Annotated in this window: 18 protein-coding genes; 13 read left to right on the top strand and 5 right to left on the bottom strand. The window is 40.6% G+C overall.

Annotated elements, in window-relative coordinates:
- Window positions 1-16 precede the first annotated feature (16 nt).
- Genes FA047_RS06110 through FA047_RS06100 form a run of 3 tightly spaced genes read right to left on the bottom strand, consistent with a single transcriptional unit; the run spans window position 17 to window position 3,986 of the window.
- On the bottom strand, window positions 17-1,546 hold the full coding sequence (locus tag FA047_RS06110) for a TlpA family protein disulfide reductase (protein WP_136835063.1): 1,530 nt from the start codon (window positions 1,544-1,546) through the stop codon (window positions 17-19).
- Window positions 1,547-1,557: 11 nt separating this feature from the next.
- A complete protein-coding gene (locus tag FA047_RS06105; protein WP_136835062.1) occupies window positions 1,558-2,316 on the bottom strand; it encodes a LytR/AlgR family response regulator transcription factor in 759 nt (252 codons plus the stop codon).
- Window positions 2,313-3,986, bottom strand: coding sequence for a sensor histidine kinase (locus FA047_RS06100; RefSeq protein WP_169304323.1), 1,674 nt, complete (start codon window positions 3,984-3,986; stop codon window positions 2,313-2,315). Before FA047_RS06100 ends, FA047_RS06105 begins: the two co-directional genes overlap by 4 nt.
- Before the next feature lie 214 nt (window positions 3,987-4,200).
- Between FA047_RS06100 and FA047_RS06095 the strand changes: the two genes are divergently transcribed.
- From FA047_RS06095 to FA047_RS06085, 3 genes are all read left to right on the top strand, one after another.
- Entirely contained in the window at window positions 4,201-4,593 is a 393-nt protein-coding gene (locus tag FA047_RS06095; RefSeq protein WP_136835060.1) for a DUF1801 domain-containing protein, read from the top strand.
- A gap of 58 nt (window positions 4,594-4,651) precedes the next feature.
- Entirely contained in the window at window positions 4,652-5,002 is a 351-nt protein-coding gene (locus tag FA047_RS06090) for a hypothetical protein (protein WP_136835059.1), read from the top strand.
- Window positions 5,003-5,067: 65 nt separating this feature from the next.
- On the top strand, window positions 5,068-5,895 hold the full coding sequence (locus tag FA047_RS06085; RefSeq protein ID WP_136835058.1) for an ion transporter: 828 nt from the start codon (window positions 5,068-5,070) through the stop codon (window positions 5,893-5,895).
- Between the two features lies 1 nt (window position 5,896).
- Here FA047_RS06085 and FA047_RS06080 read toward each other — a convergent pair whose 3' ends face one another.
- Window positions 5,897-6,274: a hypothetical protein gene (locus tag FA047_RS06080; RefSeq protein WP_136835057.1), complete on the bottom strand. Its 378-nt coding sequence runs from the start codon at window positions 6,272-6,274 to the stop codon at window positions 5,897-5,899.
- 76 nt (window positions 6,275-6,350) lie between these two features.
- On the opposite strand from FA047_RS06080, the gene FA047_RS06075 reads away from it, so the two are divergent.
- From FA047_RS06075 to FA047_RS06040, 8 genes are all read left to right on the top strand, one after another.
- Entirely contained in the window at window positions 6,351-6,815 is a 465-nt protein-coding gene (locus tag FA047_RS06075) for a hypothetical protein (protein ID WP_136835056.1), read from the top strand.
- A gap of 112 nt (window positions 6,816-6,927) precedes the next feature.
- Window positions 6,928-7,500 (top strand): RNA polymerase sigma-70 factor, encoded by a 573-nt coding sequence (locus FA047_RS06070; RefSeq protein ID WP_136835055.1) that lies wholly within the window; start codon window positions 6,928-6,930, stop codon window positions 7,498-7,500.
- A 72-nt stretch (window positions 7,501-7,572) separates the two neighbouring features.
- Window positions 7,573-8,727 carry a FecR family protein gene (locus FA047_RS06065; protein WP_136835054.1) on the top strand — a complete coding sequence of 385 codons (1,155 nt, stop codon included), beginning with the start codon at window positions 7,573-7,575 and terminating at the stop codon, window positions 8,725-8,727.
- A 132-nt stretch (window positions 8,728-8,859) separates the two neighbouring features.
- Window positions 8,860-12,453, top strand: coding sequence for a SusC/RagA family TonB-linked outer membrane protein (locus FA047_RS06060; protein WP_136835053.1), 3,594 nt, complete (start codon window positions 8,860-8,862; stop codon window positions 12,451-12,453).
- 10 nt (window positions 12,454-12,463) lie between these two features.
- Window positions 12,464-13,951, top strand: a complete 1,488-nt coding sequence (locus FA047_RS06055; protein WP_136835052.1) for a RagB/SusD family nutrient uptake outer membrane protein — start codon at window positions 12,464-12,466, stop codon at window positions 13,949-13,951.
- Window positions 13,952-13,962: 11 nt separating this feature from the next.
- A complete protein-coding gene (locus FA047_RS06050; RefSeq protein WP_136835051.1) occupies window positions 13,963-15,897 on the top strand; it encodes a protein-disulfide reductase DsbD domain-containing protein in 1,935 nt (644 codons plus the stop codon).
- 47 nt (window positions 15,898-15,944) lie between these two features.
- Window positions 15,945-17,471, top strand: a complete 1,527-nt coding sequence (locus FA047_RS06045; protein WP_169304322.1) for a TlpA disulfide reductase family protein — start codon at window positions 15,945-15,947, stop codon at window positions 17,469-17,471.
- A gap of 2 nt (window positions 17,472-17,473) precedes the next feature.
- A complete protein-coding gene (locus FA047_RS06040) occupies window positions 17,474-18,820 on the top strand; it encodes a TlpA family protein disulfide reductase (RefSeq protein WP_136835049.1) in 1,347 nt (448 codons plus the stop codon).
- A gap of 63 nt (window positions 18,821-18,883) precedes the next feature.
- Here FA047_RS06040 and FA047_RS06035 read toward each other — a convergent pair whose 3' ends face one another.
- Window positions 18,884-19,963, bottom strand: a complete 1,080-nt coding sequence (locus FA047_RS06035; protein WP_136835048.1) for a calcium:proton antiporter — start codon at window positions 19,961-19,963, stop codon at window positions 18,884-18,886.
- 134 nt (window positions 19,964-20,097) lie between these two features.
- Between FA047_RS06035 and FA047_RS06030 the strand changes: the two genes are divergently transcribed.
- Entirely contained in the window at window positions 20,098-20,538 is a 441-nt protein-coding gene (locus tag FA047_RS06030) for a hypothetical protein (protein WP_136835047.1), read from the top strand.
- Window positions 20,539-20,544: 6 nt separating this feature from the next.
- Window positions 20,545-21,891 carry a hypothetical protein gene (locus FA047_RS06025; protein ID WP_136835046.1) on the top strand — a complete coding sequence of 449 codons (1,347 nt, stop codon included), beginning with the start codon at window positions 20,545-20,547 and terminating at the stop codon, window positions 21,889-21,891.
- The last annotated feature ends 11 nt before the right edge of the window (window positions 21,892-21,902 follow it).

Here is a 21,902-nt window from a genome sequence, read left to right as displayed (position 1 = left end):
CGTGTTATATCTTTGTTTAAAGTCCTGCTATTTTTTTCAGACTTTCCCGGTTGAGACTTCCCATATGGCTGATGTTTTTAGAATCTACTTTACCATTGATGTCAATAGATACGTAGGTAGGGAATCCACCATCTGCATTGAGCATTGTTCTTAATTTAGCCAGTACTTTTTCATTGATAAAGACGTGGGTACCTGGAATCTGCATCTCTGTGAGTTTCTTTTTCCACAAGTCCATGTTAGAACCGTCGGTGGTACAAAGATATACGTACGCTATAGGCAGATCTTTATTTTTCTCGTGTAAGATTTTACTCGAAGGCATATCTGCAATACATGGACCGCACCAGGTAGCCCATATGTCTATGATTAAGGCTTTTTTTGCAAATTTCGACTTCAGATTCAACAGGAAGTCTTCTGCTTTTGTTTGCTCATCTACATGGTAAAGATCAGCTTCAAAAGGCAGTGTCACCAACGGTTTTCCAATGTCTGTTTTATTTAGTTGTTTTGATAAAGCAAACAAGCTGTCTACCTTTTTCTGATTAATATTAGCTTTTGCCAATTCTTTTGCAGCAATCTTTTTGCACCAGCTGGTTTTCATGCTTTTGATGATTAATGGATAGGCAGTAGCAGCACGCTCTTTGTAAGTATCTAAAAGAAATAGTTTTATGATATCTGATTTTTCTTGTGTATACAGGCTGTCTATCACTGCAAGCGTACCCGCTACTCCTTTAATTTTTTGCTTGTATTCGCCGTTCATGGAATATCTCTCCAGGTAATTATAGAAGGAAGCACCATCATTGCTGCTGAAATACGGTTTGTGATTGCTGATCTCATCAAAGAGTTTAGCAGGCATCAGGCCGCGGCCCCAATACATCACACATAAGTTTGAATAGTATCCGGACAATGTCTCGTCATTGATCGCCCATTTAAAATCAGGGTATTGAGTGCTGAACTCCTCATCGATCTTTAACAGGGCATTTTTAATTGAGTCAGCATCAGATAAGAAAGATTCTACAGTGAGATTTTCCCTTGATTTGCGCAGGTTATCGAGTTTTTTACCCAGGTTTTCCTTTTCCTCTTTTTTAAAGATCACGTTTTTATTCATCACGGTGTTCAGCTGTCCGTCGATGCCCAGGTATTCAACGCCGTCGCCGATCATGTATGCGCTTTTGGCTTGTAGTTTTTTTGCATCAAGGACTACGGTCAGGCCTGAGTTGACATATATTCCGGCGTATAGATACTTGCCGACGTTTAGCCAGATTTGCTGATATGGTAAATTCTGATCAAGTACTATTGTTGCAAGTCCTGCAGCATCTGTAGCGGCAAATTTTTTAATTTGAATACCTATTCCCATCTGAACCAGGATAAGCCCTATATTTACTTTTTTGATGCTGTCAGGGAGATTTTTAATCTGGATAGTTAATGTTGCCGGTTTGCGGTTGGCAAGATAGGTGCTCATTTTTTTATCCTCAATACGGAGAGGAGCAAGTTTTTGTGCATACACCTGTGTGCAGCTGAATAGTAGCAGGAAATATAAGATCCGTTTCATTTGATTTGGTTTTATTTTTTTATAGTGTTTAGTGCTTTTAATACGTTTTCTTTTTTGCCCCTGGAAATAGGGATGCGGGTGTCATCGTTCAGCAACAGGTAGCCGCTGTCTTCTTTCACCAGGCTTTTTATGAATTTGGAATTGACCAAATGGGACTGGTGGCATCGAATAAAGTCGTAACTGGTCAGCATCTCTTCATATTCAAAGATAGGTTTTGATACCATGATGTTTTTGCCATCTGTGAGGAAGAATTGCGTGTAGGCATTTGAAGATTCACAACGGATGATCTCATCAGTATTTACAAACCTGATTTCTTTGGTGGAGGCCAGGGCTAGCTTATGGTCTTTTTTGGCGTCCTTATTTTTGATGAGGTCCATCAGATTTTCCAGCTGAACGTTTTGTTTGCGTTGGTTTAGCTTTGCTTCAACTTTCAGAATTGATGTTTTTAATTCTTCAGGGTTGACCGGCTTGAGGAGGTAGTCTATAGCGGAGAATTTCACAGCCTGAATACCATACTGGTCGAAGGCTGTAACAAAAATCACCTCGAACTGATAGTGTGGCAACGCTTTGAGCACATCAAACCCATTCTTGCCAGGCATTTGTATGTCAAGGAATAGTAAGTCCGGATTGGTGGCGACGATGGTGGTTATGGCGTCGTCGGCATTAGTTGCAGCACCTACGATGGCAACAGGCAATTCGTGTTTTTGCAGTAAGCTCAGCAAGGTTTCAATGTTGTTTTTCTCGTCGTCGATGATTACGGCTCTTATCATATTAACCAGTTTTTGAAATAGATGGTAACTTGTGTTTCGTTTTGTATGCGGTTTATAGAAAATTCAATATGCTGCCCATTGAGTGTCTGGTTTAACAGTTTGATCCTTTCTTTGGTCAGCTGTAATCCAAATCCGCCGGACTTATTGTTTTGATCGAATCCCTGGCCATTGTCCCTGACCTGAATGGACATGTCATTGTCTATTTTATCAAATGATACACTGAGCATTCCATGTTCCTGTAGGGAAGATATGCCGTGTTTTACCGCGTTCTCTACCAGGGGCTGTAAAAAGAGACTTGGTATTTCTATAGCATTGGTGTCTATCTGTATGCCTATTTCTATCTGGTAATTGAATCCGAAGCGCAACTTCTCCAGGTTCAAATAGTTTTCCAGGATCTTTACTTCACTGGAGATGCTTACAAATTCGTTGTTGGTTGCTTTTAGTGATTCGCGCATCAGGTTGCTAAATTCGATCAGATATCTGGATGCATTTTCTGAATCGTTTTTGGTGATCAGGCCCTGAATAGAACTGAGCGCATTGAACACAAAATGCGGATTGAATTGTGAGCGAATGGATTTGAGTTCGGTTTGGACGACCTGCTTTAAGGTGTCCTGAGCTTTCAGCTTCTCTGCTTGTTGTCCGGAGCGTCTCAAGAGTATGATGAACCCAATAGCCAGTAAACCAAGTACACACAGGCCTATTTTTGCCCATAGGGTTTGGTACCAGGCAGGATGAATGGTGAATGTGTATTTGCATACGTGTATCCGCTGCACACTGTAGCGGATCAGCAATTCATATTTGCCAGGCGAAAGGTTTTTTAACCAAACCAGGTTGAAATCAAAATCATTAGCAGTCCAGCCTGTGCTGTCCGTTCCTTTCACGAGATTGTACTCGATGATGTTTTTAGACTTGATGATGTCATCCAGATAGAAGATCAAGTTGTTTTCATTGGAGCGGAAGTCCTTTTTTAATTTCAGAAAAGTCGTGTTTTTGCTCCAGTCTACGCGCTCTGGATTCAGCCTCGGATCTTTCCATTGTTCTTTGAAAATGCTTAGAAACTCAGGAAGCTGAGAAAATGTAAACACGCCAACCACCCTTGGTCGCCATTTCGCCCAGTATGCAGATAAAGAAATGGCAATACTGTCGGGATTGTCTATTTTCCGAACCTCGAAGGTGAGTGCTTTACCATAATCTCCTTTAAACTGCCCGAGGTAAGCGGTGACATCATCTACTTTGGTAGAGTCTGCAATTTTAGTCATGATGTAAGCGTCGGCGAATAATTTAGGCGTAGTCCAGGGCAAAACGACCTTTTTGTTGTTCTCAAGTACTCTAAACTGATACTTGTTTGCATTTTGAGCGTTGATCCCATTTACCGTCACTATTATTCCTGTTGAATCGAATATGGGGACTGTAAAAGCTCCTGCATAACTATCGAGTCCCCGAACATATGCTTTTAATTTCCTGTGAGAATAGGCTTTTAATTGCGGTATTTTTTCCAGCACGTGTTCGTAATTTACCGCCAGTTTATTGGAAAAAAATGCCGAAATCATGAGGTTGTTCTGCAAGGAAAATTTGGTGTGATTGCTATAGAATGTATGCGAGAAATATTTACGGATTGAATCGCCATGCTGATCGTGCTGAATGACAGGGTGGATGCTGTTCAGGTTCATCTCCAGCTTTTGGGCGTAGCAAAAGATAAGGGGAAAATAGAAAAGAATAAATAGGATCGTGCTGCGCATCTGTTTGTCTGAAATTATTTACATCAAAGTAAAGGCTTTCATTCATTGGTTGTATACGCGGATTTGAATCTTGCAGGTTCTATTTTGAATCAGGTAAAAGATCGCAGAAAGAATGTTATTATTGTATATAAAAATCCGCAAAGAAATGAATACTGAAATTCAGACCTATAATGATTTGCAATCCGCAGAAGATAAAGAGATTTGTAATTTACTGGCAGGGGAAATAGATAAGTCTCTGCCCGATGCGGAAAATAAGATCTGGCATCGTCATCCGGTTTGGTTTTTAGAAGGGAATCCCATCGTGGGCTACAGCAAGCTTAAAGATGGTATACGTTTGATGTTTTGGAGCGGTGCCAGTTTTGAAGAAGAGCAGCTGAAAATAGGAACAGGTAAATTTAAAGATGCTTCTATTTCATATACTTCGGTAAACCAAATTGATGTAGAGGATCTGGGGAGGTGGCTGGAAAAGTCGGGGGCAATACAGTGGGATTATAAGAATGTGATGAAAAGAAAGGGTGTATTGATACGGTTAAAGTAGTATCTGTGGATTTCTATAGAGTTATGAGGCATTAAATGTACCTTAGCATTTTTTAAAGATGGAAGATACGGTACACAGGAATTTTAAACTCGCGGCATATATTATTTTCGCATCAGTATTAATTGATCTGACAGGAGGGTTTATCCAATACAATAATAACCCTAATTTTGATATCACGACTACAGTTGAGGTTTCATTATTATTTATGACATTCGGCTACTTTACCATCCTGGGAAAGTCCTGGATCAAATGGGTAATATTGATGGTAACGATTCTTAGTATATTTCCGTTGATTACATCAAAAGAAGCATTTAGCAATGCCAGTCCATTTCACATCTCACAGGTTTTCTCCGGGTTTTTGAAGATCACCTCTTTTTTTGTACTGTTATTTGTTCCCCAGGAAAAGTAATTGAGTAGTTGGGATATTCTTTATTGTTGTGGAGAACATCCTGAAGGTTTTTATGTTATAGGTAAATGAAAACATCCGCATCAAAAGGCTGGCAGTTTCGCTTGCATGAGGTAATTTACGAATCCAATACTCCGGCAGGTAAAGTATTTGATGTAGCCTTGCTGATCGCTATCTTTACAAGTATCGCAGTAGTCATGCTGGATAGCGTTCAAAGCTTGCACCTGAAATATGGTAATCTGTTTTACAATCTGGAATGGATATTTACGGGACTCTTTACAATTGAGTATGTGTTGAGGCTGATCTGTATTAAAAAACCGTTCAGGTACGTCTTTAGTCTATTGGGGATTATAGATATGATTGCGCTCATTCCATCTTACTTAAGTTTCTTTTTTATTGGAGCCCAATCCTTGTTGGTGTTTCGTGCACTCAGATTACTACGTATATTCAGGATTTTTAAGCTGGGACATTTTCTGACGGAGATCAATTTCCTGACCAGCGCCCTAAAGGGAAGTGTCAGAAAGATCAGCATATTTTTACTAACTGTGCTGATGCTTACTGTGATCCTGGGGTCGATCATGTACCTGGTAGAAAAGCGGGAAAATGGGTTTTCCAATATCCCGGAAAGTATCTATTGGGCGATCGTAACCATTACGACTGTTGGTTACGGAGATATTTCACCGATTACACCAATGGGCAAATTTGTAGCCTCTGTAGTGATGTTAATCGGTTATTCTATTATAGCCGTTCCGACGGGAATATTGACCCATGACCTGGCTATGCTGGCGCGTCAGAAAAAGGAATTACCAGAGTCATGTCCAACCTGCAGCAGGGAAGGACATGATCTGGATGCAGAGTTTTGTAAATATTGCGGAGCATCATTAATGAGGGATTAGCTTACTTCCTTATGAACTTTAATCCGCAACCTTCTATACAAGGCGGATTCAATTCTAAAGTACCTCGTGTCAGTTTATATCTGTAGGTGACGGGCATTTTATAAGTTGTTGTAAAAATTTCCACCCGTTCACTGTCCAGGATTTTAAACCTGAATGGCTGATCAATAGCGTCTCCGCTGAGCTCTCCTGACCTTTCAAAAGTGATGTACTTTGTTTTGCCTGTTGCTTTAATGTATTTGCCGCTGCCGTCACCGGGATCATTCCAGGTTTCAGTAAGTTTCCAGGTACCATAAATTTCTGCTGTAGTATTTCTGTCTTTTTTGCAGGATACAAATCCAGTTGTGAGGGCAATGATGAGGGCGAACCAGAGTGTTTTCATAGAAGATTGTGTTTTTCTGTTTAAACGAGCAATAATTGATAAATGCTACAATGGTGAAATTAATTATATTCGTTTTATGTACCTGACACTATTACCTCTTCATTCCCTTCTTCGCTGGCTAGTGCTGATCTGCCTGGTTGCATCTATTATCTGTGCATACCGCGGCTGGCTAACAAAGCAACGCTTTTCAAGATTTGCTAACTTTCTGAGGATCATGACTGTCAACGTGCTACAAATTCAATTTTGTATAGGACTAGGCTTATATTTTTTGAGCCCTTTGGTGAGCTACTTTCTGAATAATTTCAAGACAGGGATCCACATGAGGGAAATCAGGTTCTTTGGAATGGAGCACATTACCATGATGGTCATTGCAGTAGGTGTGATCAGTGTAGGCTCAGGCAAAATAAATAAAATGACTGATGATAGGCTAAAGTATAAAACAATGGCCATTTGGTTCACTGTAGCGCTGTTGATTATATTTTCTTCTATTCCCTGGTCATTTTCACCACTTACCAGCCGCCCGAACTTTAGGCCTTTTTAAAAGCTTTGCTGTTATACGTTGACATTTTTTGATGTAGCCCTGATGATTTTATGTGCTTAATGCTGAATAAATAACACTACAATTTGTTAACTTTATCAACGATAATAATTACATGTCAGCATATTCCAAAAATACCGATCCGGAATTACTAACGCTTTTAAAAGCGGGTGATCAGGAAGCCTTTGCGGAATTATTTGACAGGTACAATCGACTACTTTACATCAATGCCTGCAAGCTAATTGAAGATAGAGAGGAAGCGAGAGACGTAGTACAAGAGATATTTATCTCCCTCTGGGAAAACCGCACAAAGATTTTTGTGAGAAGTAATTTTGCTGGATTTCTTTATACCATTATTCGCAATCGGATTTTTGATAAACTGTCCCATAAAAAGGTTGAATTCAGGTATATGGAATCGATGAAGCAATTTAAATCTATGGAGGAGGAGGGTACAGATGATTTGTTGCGTACCAGGCAGTTACAGATTATTATAGAAAGGGAAATATCGTTTCTGCCAGATAAAATGCGGGAGATTTTTGAACTGAGCCGTAAACATCACCTAAGCCATAAGGAGATTGCCCGGCAGCTGGAGGTTTCCGAGAAAACGGTGAAGAACCAGGTCAATAATGCATTGAAAATTTTGAGAACCAAACTTGGAATGATTTCCTATTTACTGCCTTTTATATAAATTTTATTTTTCTTCTGGGCCCTAAGCCTTTGCTTACCGTCTTGCTATTATACTTCAATTATATTTTGAATAATGAGCCAGACAGAGATCAAACATTTACTGGAAAAATACAGGGTAGGACAATGCACTGAGGAAGAGCAGGCATTGTTAGATTCCTGGTATTTGCAGCAATTGGATAAACCAGCTAACATTTCTCTTGATGAGATCAGGAATGCTGAAACTCAGATCAGGTCTGACGTATTTAAACATATCAAATCAAGTCAGCAACGAAATTCCAGAAAATTATGGACTGCAGGAATTGCTGCGTCTTTACTGGTTTTTGTGGGGCTGAGTTTAGGGCAGTATTTTTTCAATAAAGAACAAAAGGACAGTACGCCGGCTGAAATTGCTTATTCAAATGACGTAGAACCAGGAAAGCATCAGGCTGTTTTACGATTAGCTAATGGAAAAACTATCAAGCTCAGTGATACGAAAACAGGGATAGTATTTAATGGTGCAAGTGCGACTTACGATGACGGCAGCATGTTAAATACATCGTCTATCATCGGAAGAAATAATCAGATTGTCAGTGCAACTACTCCTAAAGGGGGAACTTACAGAATTGTACTTTCTGACGGTACTAAGGTATGGTTGAATGCTGCTTCTTCGTTGAAATTTCCTCAATCATTTGAAAATACATCCGTAAGAAGGGTGGAATTAAAAGGGGAAGGATATTTCGAAGTAGCGAAGGTAACCGAGGAAGGGAATAAGCGGAAGCCTTTTATTGTAGTAATAACCGGTAAACAGGAAGTAGAGGTTCTGGGAACCCATTTTAATATCAGTAGTTATGACGATGAAACAGATAGTAAAACGACATTGCTGGAAGGGGCGGTTAAGGTTACCGCAATAAATCATCAGAAGTCACTGAACAACGAGATTGTTTTGAAGCCAGGAAATCTTGCGATGCTGAAAGGAAGTAAATTTACAGTTTCGGAAGTTGATACAGAAGAAGCTGTAGCATGGAAAAACGGGTATTTTATTTTTAAAAGTGAGGAACTATCAAGCATTATGCGAAAAATTTCCCGTTGGTATGATGTGGAGGTCGTTTATGAAGGAGGGGATAAAAACAAACAGTTTGATGGTGTAGTATCCAGGTTTAAAAATATATCTGAAGTACTTAGGAAATTCGAATTAACAGGAAATATTCACTTTAAAATTGAAGGAAGGAGAATTATCGTTATGCCATAAACTTTACACCAAAATCGCATATGATAAAAATAAACAACCGGAAGTGATTGGACCCACTCCCGGCACGTCTATGGTTATCATCAAAAATTGTAGTCACACAACCGAATCAACTAACCACAAACATTCAAATGTATGAAATTTTACATTCAATTGAAGCGTGAGCGATTTGCTTATTGCAAACGGCTGATGCTTTCCAAAAAAACGATCATGCGAATAAACCTAACCTGTATAATATTGATGCTAACACTGTTGCAGGTAAGCGCGTCTGGTTTTGCTCAAAAAATCAGTTTGTCCGAAAAGAACATCACATTACAACAGCTTTTTAAAGAAATTAAAATCCAGAGTGGATATGACTTCTTATATGAAACAGCTGAACTACGGAGAGCAAAACGTATAGATATCAATGTGAACAATCAGGACCTGAAAAAGGTACTTGACGAGGTCTTCTCAACGCAGCCATTGACTTACTTTATAGATCAGAACACCATAGTAGTAAGGAAAAGGGGGACACCCACCTTTGAAAGTGTCACTGAATTTTTAAACCTTATAAATATAAAAGGAAAAGTAACTGATGCGAATGGTATTTTGCTCTCAGGCGCAACCGTCCAGGTAAAAGGTGGTGGTAGGGGGATAATTACGGATGCTAAGGGAGAATTTCAACTGAACAACGTCAATAAAGGACAAGTACTAGTTGTTTCATTTGTTGGATATAAAACCAAAGAAGTTACAGTCGAGGATTCAGAAAATATAACTGTTGTTCTGGAATTAAATCCTGCATTGTTAGAGTCTGTGAGCGTAGTAAGTACTGGTTACCAAACGCTTTCCAAAGAACGTGCAACTGGATCATACGATGTCGTTGGACAGGAGATCTTATCCAAGAGGCCGGTTTCTAATATTTCTACAGCGCTTCAGGGTACAGTTGCGGGTTTGCAGGCCAGGGAGAATCAGGATGGTAGTGTTTCTTTTTTATTAAGAGGTGCTGGGACGATGAGTACCAATGCAGCCCAACCGCTTAATGTAACACAGCCCCTGGTAGTGGTCGATGGCTTTGCCATCGCTGGTTTTGATTTCAATAACATCAATCAGAATGATGTGGAATCAATTACTGTATTAAAAGATGCTGCTGCATTGTCTATTTGGGGATCGAGGGGTGCAAATGGCGTAATCGTTATCCAAACCAAAAAGGCTAAAGGGGGCAAATCTCAAGTAGATGTCCAGGCATTTACGCGAGTCTCAGATATGATAAATCTTGATCAGGTGATGAGGCAGGCCAACTCTGCAGATCATATTAAATATGAAAAGCTTGCTTTTGACAGAAATTTGTTCCTTTCACAATATGCTGGAGGATTCATGGAGATTGGTAAATCGCTTACTTTAGCTCAGGAACAGATGTTTGCGTTTAAAAACGGAAGTATCACAGAAGCACAAATGAATGCAGAACTGGCCCGGCTGAGTGCAATTGACAATCGATCGCAGTTGAAAGAACATCTGATGCAGCGTGCATTGGTAAACCAGGCCAATATCAATTTCTTAGGCGGTGGTGATAAACTGCAAACAGCGGCGTCTTTGTTGTACGAAAATAACCAGGAAGGTTTTAAATATAGAGGTTACGACAGGTTTGTCTTAAATGTCAATAACAGCTTTAATGCCACACGCTTCATGAGTTTGAACTTTGGAGTAAACGTTTCTTACAGAAAAAATGATGCGAGCGGTTCCAGTGTTGGCGAATTAGAAGGATTGTCACCTTATGAATTGTTATTGAACGACGACGGAAGTTATGGCGTAAATCTGCGAAATTATAATCGCCTGGAGATGAGTAAGCTGCCTTTAGGTAGTTTTCCTTATCAGGATTGGAGTTATAACTTGTTAAGAGAAGTTCGTGGCAGGGAATTAATAAACGACAACATCAGTGCACGTTTTCAGGGTGGAATCAATGTAAGAATTCTAAGCGGGTTGAGCTTTGACGGTAAAGTTCAATACGAAAGGCGTAAGACAACCTCAAGTTCAGGTTATAACGAAGAGACATTTGAGGTAAGAAATCAGGTAAATACTTATGTGGAGTATAACGATGCAACCAAGGTAGTTGGCAGGACATTCATCCCTAAAGGCGGCATCTTGCGCTCAAGTCAGGGAGAATACGAAGGCTTAAGTTTACGAGCTCAATTCAACTATGATAAAGTAATAGCCGGGCGGCATCAGATTACTGCAGTAGCAGGTACAGAGGTTGTAGACGAGCTCACTACCGGAATAACCAATCCTACAGCTTATGGATATTTTCCTGAAAAAAACCAGGTGACTACGCCACCATATGGGTATGGTAGTGCGGTGGACCAATTGCGAACTTTTACCTCAACCACAGCGGCGGCAACCATTGCTGGTGGTAATACCGTCCTCTCCTGGGGATCTAATCGTCTCGCAGGTTTCTACGGAAATTTTTCTTACAGTTTTGACGGTAAATATACGTTGTCAGGCAGCGCAAGGAGTGATGCATCAAACTTCGTTACTGATGATCCAAAGTTGAGATGGACACCTTTATGGCACATTGGTGCGATGTGGAATATTGGTAGTGAAGAGTTTATGAAGCCGCTAACCTGGCTGGACCGTTTAAATGTTCGCTTCACATACGGAAGCACCGGATATGCTAATCAAACTGTTTCTACCAAAACACTGATTAGCATAAGTACCTCACCAAGCACCATAACAAATACAATAACTGGTACGCTAGGTACCCCGGGTAATGCATTTTTACGTTGGGAACGTACTTATTCTACCAATCTGGCCGTAGATTTTTCAATGTTTAACAGAAGATTATCCGGCAAGGTGGAGGTTTATAACAAGGACGGAAGGGATATTGTAGGAAATATTTCATTGCCGGCAGTTACTGGAGCAACAAGTGCGCGCGTGAATAACGCCGGTATCTCTAACAGAGGTATTGAAATTGAACTGGGAACTTTGGTAAATATCAATCCTGATTTTACATACAATACAAACATTACCTATTCTTATAACCAAAACAAGATCACAAAACTGTTCTTTCCAGCATTGCTAGCTTTTGATATGCTTGCCGGACAATATGTTGAAGGACGGCCTGTAGGCTCTGTGTACTCTTATAAATATCTTGGAATGATTGATGGAGTACCACATGTGGAAGGACCGAATCAAACCGCGTCTAGCATGAATTCTGTTGCACTGCATAACACCGGTTTAGGCCGGACATTTTTACAATACGAAGGCACCAGTATTCCTCCACACACGTTAGGCTGGATCAACAATTTCAGGTATAAGAATTTTAACCTTATGACAGTGGTTACAGGAACAATGGGCGGCAAGTTCCGCAGGCCTATCTTTAGCTATTCTACTGTTGTAGGTAGCAGTAAGACTACCGTAGATCGCTTCGTGACAGATGTGTTTGCAGGTGATCCAAGTATTCCGCAGTTTCCTAAGTTAGATGAACTGAATTTTTATTTGTGGGACAGGTATACGCCTAACTTAGATGGTCTGGTAGAAAGTTCTTCCTTCATCGAACTTAAAGAGATCAATTTAGAATACTCGCTTCCGAAATCAATAGCCAATAAAGTAAGTCTTAGCAACATCAGGTTATTTGCACAGGCCAGAAATTTAGGGCTGCTTTACACCAACAACAGTGAAAATTATCATCCTGAATGGTTGCCGGGAACTTATCGGCCAGTTAGGAACTATACGTTAGGTTTAAATCTTCAATTTTAAATTTTAAGCTATGAAATCATCATATATCACAACACTAGGCATTATGTTACTGCTGACGGGTGTTGGCTGCACTAAATTCCTTGAAAAGGAGCCGGCAAGACAAACTACTATACAAACTGTAGATCAAATGCGCGCGCTGATGGATAATCCTAATGCAGCAGCCGGTAATGGGTTCTATGAAGAGAACAATTCTACTGTGGCATTTTCAACAGATGACACAGAAATACCGGCCGATGTATTTGTTGCTAATGTCTCGCGATTAGGTGGCGACAGGCTCTTGTATTACACGTTTGATATCGATCAAATTATTGGACTTTCGGGCGATCCATTATGGACGGGAGAATATCGGAAAATATTTGTTGCGAATACCGTACTTGACAATCTTGATGAAGCAATAGGAACAGCGGCCGAGAAGGCAGCCTTAAAAGCAGATGCCCACTTTTATCGTGCGTATTCCTATTGGGTGTTGGCTAACTATTACTGCCTTCCATACAGCCCGGCAAATTTGGCCAGTCCAGGTTTGACATTGAAAAAGACATCTAACATGGAGGAATCGTTAAAGCGTGCTACCCTGGACGAGACCTACCAGTTTATTCTGTCTGAATTGAACGAAGCTATGAACATCAGTACTGTTGACGTTGATCCTACAAAGAGATGGCGCGTAACCAAAAGAACGGTGGATGCCATGTTGAGCCGCTATTACCTGTGTATTGGCGACTATCCTAATGCACTGGATTATGCAAACAAAGCGCTGGCCTCAACCAGTGTGGTTCTAAAGGACTATAAGACTATTGTTGCTGCGCCGCCAATAGCTTATACAAATCCTACGGCATCTTTAGAGGTCCCAGAAACCTACAATTGGACAGCTGTTCAATATATTCCCTGGCCAGAGTTGTATTATCCGAGGTTTGCATACACGGCGAATCAATTTTACATGCCAAGTGCTTCGTTAAGAGCTCTATACGAGGGTCAAAATGATTTGCGGTACAAGTGGTTTGTGATTGAAAATGGGGGTAGAAGATTTAGTATTGTAACACCTCAAGCTTTCAGGTATGTACAGTTTGATGATGGCCGACGTATCGTTTCCGGACTTTCGCGTGCTGAAATGTTACTGAACAAGGCGGAAGCGCTGGCCCGTACCAATAAACCTGCAGAAGCAATGATCGCCGTTAACGAATTAAGGGCAAAACGATTTACTACGCCGACGGATTTAACTGCCGCAAATACGGATCAGGCTATCGCCAATGTGTTGGCCGAAAGACGGAGAGAATTCCCGTTTGCTATGCGTTGGATCGATATCAAGAGATTTAGTGTCAACAACTATCCTGCAGATGATGTAACTATTACGCGCGACTTTTTTCAGATGAATGGAAATACTGTTGATGTAACTACGCCAAAAACGTATACACTGTCGGTAGGTAGCAGGCGATACGCGGTACCTATTAATGGTTTAGATGTGAGTGCCAGCAATGGACAAATCCCACAGAACACTTATTAAAATAATTTAATATGAAACGATTTATTGTAATACTCGCCGTTTTCGCTTTGAGCATTCAGGTATATGCTCAAAAGCAAGCTCCTTTGAAGAAGTTCAGGGTATTGTATGTAGGTGGCTCTGCAAATTGGGAATCTGTGCACTTTACGGGCAAGCCTGATGAAATGAAGAAGGATGTAACTCAACGCATGGCTTCATTTGAAACGATGCTGAAACGCTATTTTGCTGAAGTTAAGGTTATTGACGCATCTGCTTATACACAATCTCTGTCAGACCAGTACGATGTTACTGTTATGGATGGTACACCCAAGCCAATCAGTCAAAGGCAGAATATAACTGATGCTTCTGGTAAGTTAACGAAAATAATTCCTGCAGGTTATCTTACTGAAGACTTTAACAAACCGATGCTTTTTATTGGTGAACTGGGTGAGAAGATGGGTAGGAGTATTGGACTTAAGCTGGATTGGTATTGCCTTTGTCTTGATGCCGATGCGCATAACATGCGTAAAGATCATCAGATTTTTAAAGGTCCCTTTCCTGTTAAGATGACCATGATTACAAAATCCACTCCTGAGGATGCGTTTCACTATGAGTACTTTTTAGGAAAGAAAACGCCGGAGACGCTTCCCATGTGGAAAGTACAGACCAAGGGGTATATAACTGATAAAAACTTTAGGATAGGCATGGTTGCCCGTCCATGGGGATTTGAAGATTCGCCAGATGCGGAGTTTATCTCCAGTGGCGTTTGTCAGAAAACGCTGGATGCTGTCGCACTGGGGCGTCATGGAAATTTCTTTCACTGGGGTTTTGCGGCCTCTCCTGAATTCATGACAGAGGAAGCTAAAACGGTATTGGCTAATTCGATTGCCTATATTTCTAAATTCAATGGAAAGGGAGTCATCGCCCGTAAATATTTAGACCGCCGGGCGACCAGGGAGTACCTTAAAGAAAGAAAATACCTTGCCACCAAAACGGCATATAATGCGAGACTAGCTTCAGAAGAAAAATTTGCAAAGCAGATGCTTGCCGAGAAAGCAAAAGCGGAAGTGAAGAAAGCAAATGGGGAAAACTTGGATCAGGCTGCGCAAATGGCTTTAAATTATAAGGCTAGTCCTCCACAGTCTTATGAGAGCTTTCTAAAGGGAAGGTACGGTGACCTCTTCGATAAATTTGGTACAGATGAAGCCGCATACGCCAGATATTTTGATGAAAATAAGGACTACTTCTATTCGGAAGATGAGATGTATAAGCTCAACATTGACGAAGATGTAAAGAGTTTGGGTATTCCGTATTATGACAAAAAAATACTGGATAAGGCCATAGGTATGCTCGAAAGCGGAAATGATGTAGCCAAAGGTAAAAGGATTTTAAACCGGTATACCATGGTAAATTTTGATACTCCAGGTCAATGGCGCGCTTGGTTTGATAAACATGAATCTAAGATGTTCTTTACGGAAACCGGTGGCTATTATTTTTTGATTGACACGTATGATAAAACTATTCCCGGAAATGAATATAAAAAGCCCGGCATACAAAAGGTATCGTACAATAAAATCCAAACCGGAAAGACCAGTCATGAAAATGCGGTTGCCGTAGCAACAGGGCTGGTAGACTTAGGTAATCACAAAAAAGAGATTGTGATTAAGTTTAAGGTACATCCTGGTTACCATATGTATGCGAATGTAGCTAAAGAAGATCCTTACATTGTTACTGAGGTTAAAATAGATTTGCCCGCCGGCTATAAAAAAGTTGGCGGGTTACGTATGCCAAGTTTTAATTATTTCAATGACAAGGGTACTACCGTCTATGAGAACGAGATTATGTTTGTGCAGGAGGTTAGCGGCAATGGAAAAGGAGAAGCAGTTTGTTCAGTAAGTTATCAGTGTTGTGATTCACAGATCTGTTTTCCGCCGGTGATCGATGACAAATATAAGGTAGAAATTAATTGAAAATCAAGACGTTATTAAATACTATAGTAATTATGATTTTGAAACGTATGAAATTAGGTAAAATGGCTTTAATTGCCATTTTTTTAACTGCTGCGATGCCTGCAGCATTTGGTCAGAGACCAAATAAAAATGAAATTATTACAGATAAAGCCGAATTGGCTAAATTAAGTGCGGCGGTAGAGGCTAGTCCGGATAGCCCAAAAGTACATACCGCTTTTATCAAAGCCATGGGGACTGATAATCCCGAGCTGGAAAAGCAATATGAAGTATGGATGGTGAAATTTCCAAAATCTGCGATGTTTCCTTATTCGCTTGGAAAGGCGTATGAAGATCAGGAAAGTCCGAAGGCTAAGCCATATTTATTAAAAACAGTGACACTTGATCCTAAGTTTACAGAAGCTTGGGGCGGGCTATGGATTGATGCAGAACGCTGGGGAGATTTTGCAGGAGGGAGAGATTATCTTGCTAAGGCAGTAGCCTCTGATCCTTCAAATCCAAATTATAATTTCTACTACGCTTCTTCATTTAGTGGTGCAGATGAAAGCAAATACAGGGAGCTTAGTCTCGCGGTTGCGAAGAAGTTTCCCGCACATGAAAGAGGTGCACAGGCTTTGTATTGGTTGGGTGCGCGGTCTAAAAAAGTAGCAGATAAAATGAAATATTTTGAACTGCTCCGTAAAAGTTACTCGCCACTAAAATTTAATTGGTCTTCCAGTGGAATGTCTTCCTATTATGATATATTGCTTTCGGAAAACCCTGCTAAGGCATTAGCGTTAGCCAAAGAAATGGCTAAAGACGCAGATAAGCAAAAAGAATGGTCTAATTTAGGATTGCAGGCACAAAATGTTGCCGCTGCTAAAAAGCTCATTGCCGCCAAGAAGGCCACAGAGGCAAAAGCATTGTTAAATAAAATCAAATTACCGAGATACTTTGGTTTCAATAAGGAAGTTGTTTTGTTGAAAGCTAAGGCAGATGATATTGCAGGAAACACCAGTGCTGCTTATGATAGTTTGATTGTTGCATTTGGTAAGGCGCCTTCTGTTAAAGTTAAATCAGTGATCGCGAGTTATGGTACTAAGTTAGGTAAAGGAGACAGTCAGGTTGATGCAGATATATGGAAGAGATTGAATGCTGTAGCTAAAATAGCTACACCCTTTACACTAAAGCAATACTTTAAGCGGGAGAGTGCTTCGCTGTCTGATTACAAAGGTAAAGTAGTACTGCTGACTTATTGGTTCCCGGGTTGTGGTCCATGCCGCGGTGAATTCCCTCATTTTGAAAATGTAGTGAAGAAATTTAAAGGAAAGAACCTGGAATATCTGGGGATCAATATTGTATCGGAACAAAACGATTATGTGATTCCTTTTATGAAGACCAGCGGATACAGTTTTACCCCTTTGGAAGATGTGAAAGGCAGGGAGAAAGGTAACCTGGACAATCGAAATGCTGCACCTATGAACTTTTTAATTGATCAGGAAGGGCGTCTTATTTTTTCTAACTTCAGAACAGACGGCGATAACGAAGATGAGTTGGAATTGATGATCAATATGTTAATGTCTAATAGAACTTCATAAATATGAACTTAATTAAAAGATTAACTCTATTGTGTCTGTGCTTCTTTGCATTCACACAAGTATATGCTCAAAAAGGGACCGGATTTATTACGCTTAAAGGTCAGTTGAAAGGCTTTAGTAACCAGGTTGAGGTTGAAGACATGTCCGAATTTCAATATCTGCTGCCGCCTTCGGCTGAGCGGGTGTTCGTACCGGATGCAAATGGCAACTTTACCATGAAGTTTAAAGCCGGAGGACCTAACTATTATCGTCTGGGACGAAACGCTCTCTACTTAACTCCGGGTGATAATCTGGAAGTATTCATCGATAAGGGCAATCCCAAGGTAGCTACCTTTAAAGGCGTTGGTGCTGAGGCAAATGTTTATATGAAAGATACTCCTTTCCCAAAAGGTGGGTCTTTTATCGAAGCCGGGAAGCAAATTAAGGAAACTCCAGAGGAAACACTGAATGCAGTTGAGGCAATGGCGGCAGCAAGATCTAAAGAACTGGCTTTGGTGACAGGAGTAAGTCCTGAATTCAAAAGACTGGAGGCTGGGCGCATTAAAGCAGATCTGATCAACAGTATGTACAGCAGTGAGTCTTATGGACGTATGAAGAAGCAGTTGAAGGCTGATGGAACGCCGCTCTCATCTGAAGACTATAAAAAGGTAATTTTGCCAAAAGTTAAAGCGCTCAATAAGAACTTTACAGATCCTTCTTTAATGAAATTGGTGGTTTATCGTGATGTTGCCGAACAGGTAATTGAGGAGGGGGGCAAACCAGCCGATATACAAGCTATTAAAGATTGGTATACCAGCAGCACATTAGTAAGGGAGATGCAGAAAATAAGCAACAAGCAACAGCTTAACTTATTTAATCCGAAAATAGCAACTATCAGCACCCCAGCCTATAAAACGGCAGTTTCGAAAATGCTGAAACAACTGATGGCTTTTGGTGAGGGAGATCAGGCGGTAGATTTTACAGCCCTTGATATGGATGGTAAAAAAGTAAATCTAAGCAGTTTAAAGGGTAAGGTGCTTTATGTTGATTTATGGGCAACCTGGTGTGGACCCTGCATGCAGGAGATGCCGCATTATGAGAAACTGAAGGAGAAATATAAGGACAATCCAAATGTTGCTTTTGTTTCCCTTTCTATTGATGACGGGGAAGAACTTTGGAAGAAGAGTGTCAGCGCCCGTAGTGCAGATGGCTACCAATGGCTGATCAACAGATCAAAGTTAGATGCCTACAACATCGTTGGTATTCCAAGAACTTTGTTAATAGATAAAGACTTCAAAATCGTGGATATGAATGCGCCAATGCCATCAGAATCAGCAGCTGTAAAAGCGATTGACGAGTTGTTAAAGTAAGTTATCATCATTAAAGCACAAGGTCGCAGAGAATCAGTTTGCGACCTCGTACTTTAATAGTCGCTAGGGAGCGATAATCGTGAACAGATATACAGCAAATATGACGAGCAATACAATTCCCTGCAGGATATTGGTTTTGCCGTTAGCCAGTGATAGGGTTACTGTAAATAATGACAGCAGGAGAAGTACCGTTGACTTGGTGTCGATTCCCAATGTAATGGTAAGGCCTGTGATCATAGATACTGCGGCTACAGCAGGAATGGTTAGTCCGATGCTCGCCAGCGCAGAACCTAAAGCAAGATTAAGACTGGTCTGTAAGCGGTTTTTACGCGCTGCCCGATAGGCAGCCATACCTTCTGGAAGTAGTACTACTGCGGCAATGATTACGCCTACCAGAGATTCCGGAGCTCCGGCATTGAGTACCGCAATTTCAATATCTTCGGCCAGTGATTTTGCCAGAATTACAACGATAGCTAAGCAGAGCAAAAGTATAACCATACTTACGATGGCCGTTTGTTTGCTTGGTGGATTTGCATGGACTTCTTCATTGCCATCAGTTTCTTTGGGAAGGAAATAATCTCTGTGTCTGAAGGTCTGTACCAACACAAATGTTCCATAAAGCACTAGTGAAATAACAGCTACAAAACCAAGCTGAACATTGCTGTAAGAAGGACCGGCTTCACTTGTTGTATAGTTTGGAAGTACCAATGTAAGTATAAGGATTGCAGTCAGGGTAATGAGTGCGGCGCTTACACCTTTAAGTCGAAAAGTTTGTTCTCTGAATTTTATGCCGCCAACAAAGAGGCATATGCCGGTGATTCCGGTCAAAATGATCATCACAGCGGCAAATACTGTATCTCGGGCAAGCACTGCAGTTTCCGGACCTCCGGATAGCATAATAGAAACAATTAATGCGACTTCTATAATAGTGATGGCCAATGCAAGAATAAGCGTACCAAAGGGTTCCCCTACACGGTGTGCCACTGTTTCAGCATGATGTACAGCTGCTAATACACTTCCTATCAGACCTGCACCCAGTATAAATTTGTAATAATCTCCAAAATTAAGAGAGAGTCCAAAATAAGCAATCCAGGCAAGAATGGGAGCGGCAATAGTCCAAAGGGGAAGTGATATTTTCTGCATATAAATAAATAGTAAGTTCTCAATCTCATCAATATAATATTTTTTGCGGGTTTTTACACGGCTTTTATTCAGATCACTTAATAGTTGTGTGATAGATGGATAATATCTAAATTGCGCTATTAGTATATTCAATCATGAAAAAGACATATATTTTAATCGCATTTTTATTATTTGGGGTCAGTGCCATTACGAATGCTCAGCAAAAAATGCCTACTGCGCAAGAGCTTACTGTAAAGGATGTAGATGAGATGGCAGAGCGTTTGAAACTAAGTTCCACACAGAAAAGTGTGGTCTACAATTACAAATACGAGTTGTACAAATTCCAGATGGACCTGGTAAAAAAACAGCAGGCGGGGACTTCAAAGGAAGATGATGTAACTAAATTTTACCGGTTACAAAACCAAACCAACGATAATATTAAGACCATTTTAAAAGGAGAGCAACTTCCTGAATTTGAGAAGCTACAGGAAGAACGACTGAATGGTGATAATAAGAAGAAAAAGAAAAAAGGTAAGAAAGATCAGGAAGAAGTAGTCACGGGTATCGAAGGACTAAAAACTGGAATTAAGCCTTAATCTCTTATGATGAAGTCAAGGTTATTTCTGCTCCTGCCACTGGTCATTTCTATATCTTGTAACACTTCAAAAAATACTTCGTATATCACTGATCCGGAAGAGCTTGTGAAATATCTTTCTTCCACACTGGAACAGGATAAACTACCGAATCCTCAGCAAGAATATTATAAAAAATCAATAGCAGAAAATGATATTCCCAAATTTAGGGAAACAATCTGGACGCTATGGAAGCAGGCCAATCAGCAACGACTGGATACCTGGAAAACAGTAGCGGAAGATACTAAACAAGATTCTCTGGTGTGGAATCTTCCCGATCAGAAGAAAATGTTGTTTGCCATCTTAAAAAAGGGAAATCGGCCTGCAGATGGCTATCCGCTATTTATCAATCTGCATGGCGGCGGATGTTATCCAAAAGAACCCGGTCCATGGACATCAGCAATGAATAATTCTGAATGGAAAGCAGCAAAGACGTTGGGTGCAAGATATGCAGATGGCCCCAGTTTATACTTCGTACCAAGAATGCCTGATGACAGGAGAGGAAGGTGGTATCATAGGGCGCCGATAGCCGCATGGATTAGAGTCTGGCAACTCAGTGTTTTGTCAGGTGATGTAAATCCAGATAAGGCCTACATAATGGGTATTTCTGAAGGAGGCTATGGCAGCTTTAGAATGGGTATTTTTCTTGCTGATTATTTCGCAGCAGCAGGGCCTATGGCTGGCCCGGTATGGGTAAACCAGGAACCCGTAGAAAATTTAAGAAATACAGCCTTTCGAATTGAAGTAGGAGAGAATGACAATGCTTATGGCAGGGCAACTAATGCAAAGGACTGGAAAATGCGTCTGGATAGTGCTGCATCAAAAAATCCCGGACAATTTATTCATACTGTAGAAATACAAAAAGGTCGTGGACATGGCATTGATTATTTTAGAACCGCGCCGTGGTTAAAACAGTTTACAAGAAAAGCCTATCCGGATACTTTGAGTATGGTTTACTATGCTCAGTGTGATAGTATTTATGGGGGCGAACCTAATGTCCCATGTGCTTATCGTAAGGGTTTTGGTTATTTGCGTTTGGATGGTCTATCACAAAGTGGAGAACGCAGGTTTCATGTAGTCAAACAGGGTAATGTTTATCAGGTACATTCATCCAATGTAAAATCTGAGGTAAAAGGAAGCGTTAAGGTCTATGTCGATAGAATTAACTTTGAGAAGCCTGTTCAGGTTTTTTACAACGATAAGGTCGTCTATAATAAAAAATTGCTCCCAAACATAGGTACTATGGTAGAGAGCATGGCTTTATTTGGAGATCCCAGGAGGATTTTTGCCGCTGCGGTCACGATTAAAATAGAATAAGAAAAGGCTCT

This window comes from Pedobacter frigoris (assembly GCF_005116445.1).
GTDB classification, from domain to species: domain Bacteria; phylum Bacteroidota; class Bacteroidia; order Sphingobacteriales; family Sphingobacteriaceae; genus Pedobacter; species Pedobacter frigoris.
Note: the sequence above shows the minus strand (reverse complement) of the source record. Positions and strands in the feature narration are given on the sequence as shown.

Excerpts from the sequence above, each read along its gene's own strand:
- FA047_RS06110 (WP_136835063.1), bottom strand. The coding sequence starts at position 1,546 with ATGAAACGGATCTTATATTTCCTGCTACTATTCAGCTGCACACAGGTG.
- FA047_RS06105 (WP_136835062.1), bottom strand. The coding sequence starts at position 2,316 with ATGATAAGAGCCGTAATCATCGACGACGAGAAAAACAACATTGAAACC.
- FA047_RS06100 (WP_169304323.1), bottom strand. The coding sequence starts at position 3,986 with ATGAACCTGAACAGCATCCACCCTGTCATTCAGCACGATCAGCATGGC.
- FA047_RS06095 (WP_136835060.1), top strand. The coding sequence starts at position 4,201 with ATGAATACTGAAATTCAGACCTATAATGATTTGCAATCCGCAGAAGAT.
- FA047_RS06090 (WP_136835059.1), top strand. The coding sequence starts at position 4,652 with ATGGAAGATACGGTACACAGGAATTTTAAACTCGCGGCATATATTATT.
- FA047_RS06085 (WP_136835058.1), top strand. The coding sequence starts at position 5,068 with ATGAAAACATCCGCATCAAAAGGCTGGCAGTTTCGCTTGCATGAGGTA.
- FA047_RS06080 (WP_136835057.1), bottom strand. The coding sequence starts at position 6,274 with ATGAAAACACTCTGGTTCGCCCTCATCATTGCCCTCACAACTGGATTT.
- FA047_RS06075 (WP_136835056.1), top strand. The coding sequence starts at position 6,351 with ATGTACCTGACACTATTACCTCTTCATTCCCTTCTTCGCTGGCTAGTG.
- FA047_RS06070 (WP_136835055.1), top strand. The coding sequence starts at position 6,928 with ATGTCAGCATATTCCAAAAATACCGATCCGGAATTACTAACGCTTTTA.
- FA047_RS06065 (WP_136835054.1), top strand. The coding sequence starts at position 7,573 with ATGAGCCAGACAGAGATCAAACATTTACTGGAAAAATACAGGGTAGGA.
- FA047_RS06060 (WP_136835053.1), top strand. The coding sequence starts at position 8,860 with ATGAAATTTTACATTCAATTGAAGCGTGAGCGATTTGCTTATTGCAAA.
- FA047_RS06055 (WP_136835052.1), top strand. The coding sequence starts at position 12,464 with ATGAAATCATCATATATCACAACACTAGGCATTATGTTACTGCTGACG.
- FA047_RS06050 (WP_136835051.1), top strand. The coding sequence starts at position 13,963 with ATGAAACGATTTATTGTAATACTCGCCGTTTTCGCTTTGAGCATTCAG.
- FA047_RS06045 (WP_169304322.1), top strand. The coding sequence starts at position 15,945 with ATGAAATTAGGTAAAATGGCTTTAATTGCCATTTTTTTAACTGCTGCG.
- FA047_RS06040 (WP_136835049.1), top strand. The coding sequence starts at position 17,474 with ATGAACTTAATTAAAAGATTAACTCTATTGTGTCTGTGCTTCTTTGCA.
- FA047_RS06035 (WP_136835048.1), bottom strand. The coding sequence starts at position 19,963 with ATGCAGAAAATATCACTTCCCCTTTGGACTATTGCCGCTCCCATTCTT.
- FA047_RS06030 (WP_136835047.1), top strand. The coding sequence starts at position 20,098 with ATGAAAAAGACATATATTTTAATCGCATTTTTATTATTTGGGGTCAGT.
- FA047_RS06025 (WP_136835046.1), top strand. The coding sequence starts at position 20,545 with ATGATGAAGTCAAGGTTATTTCTGCTCCTGCCACTGGTCATTTCTATA.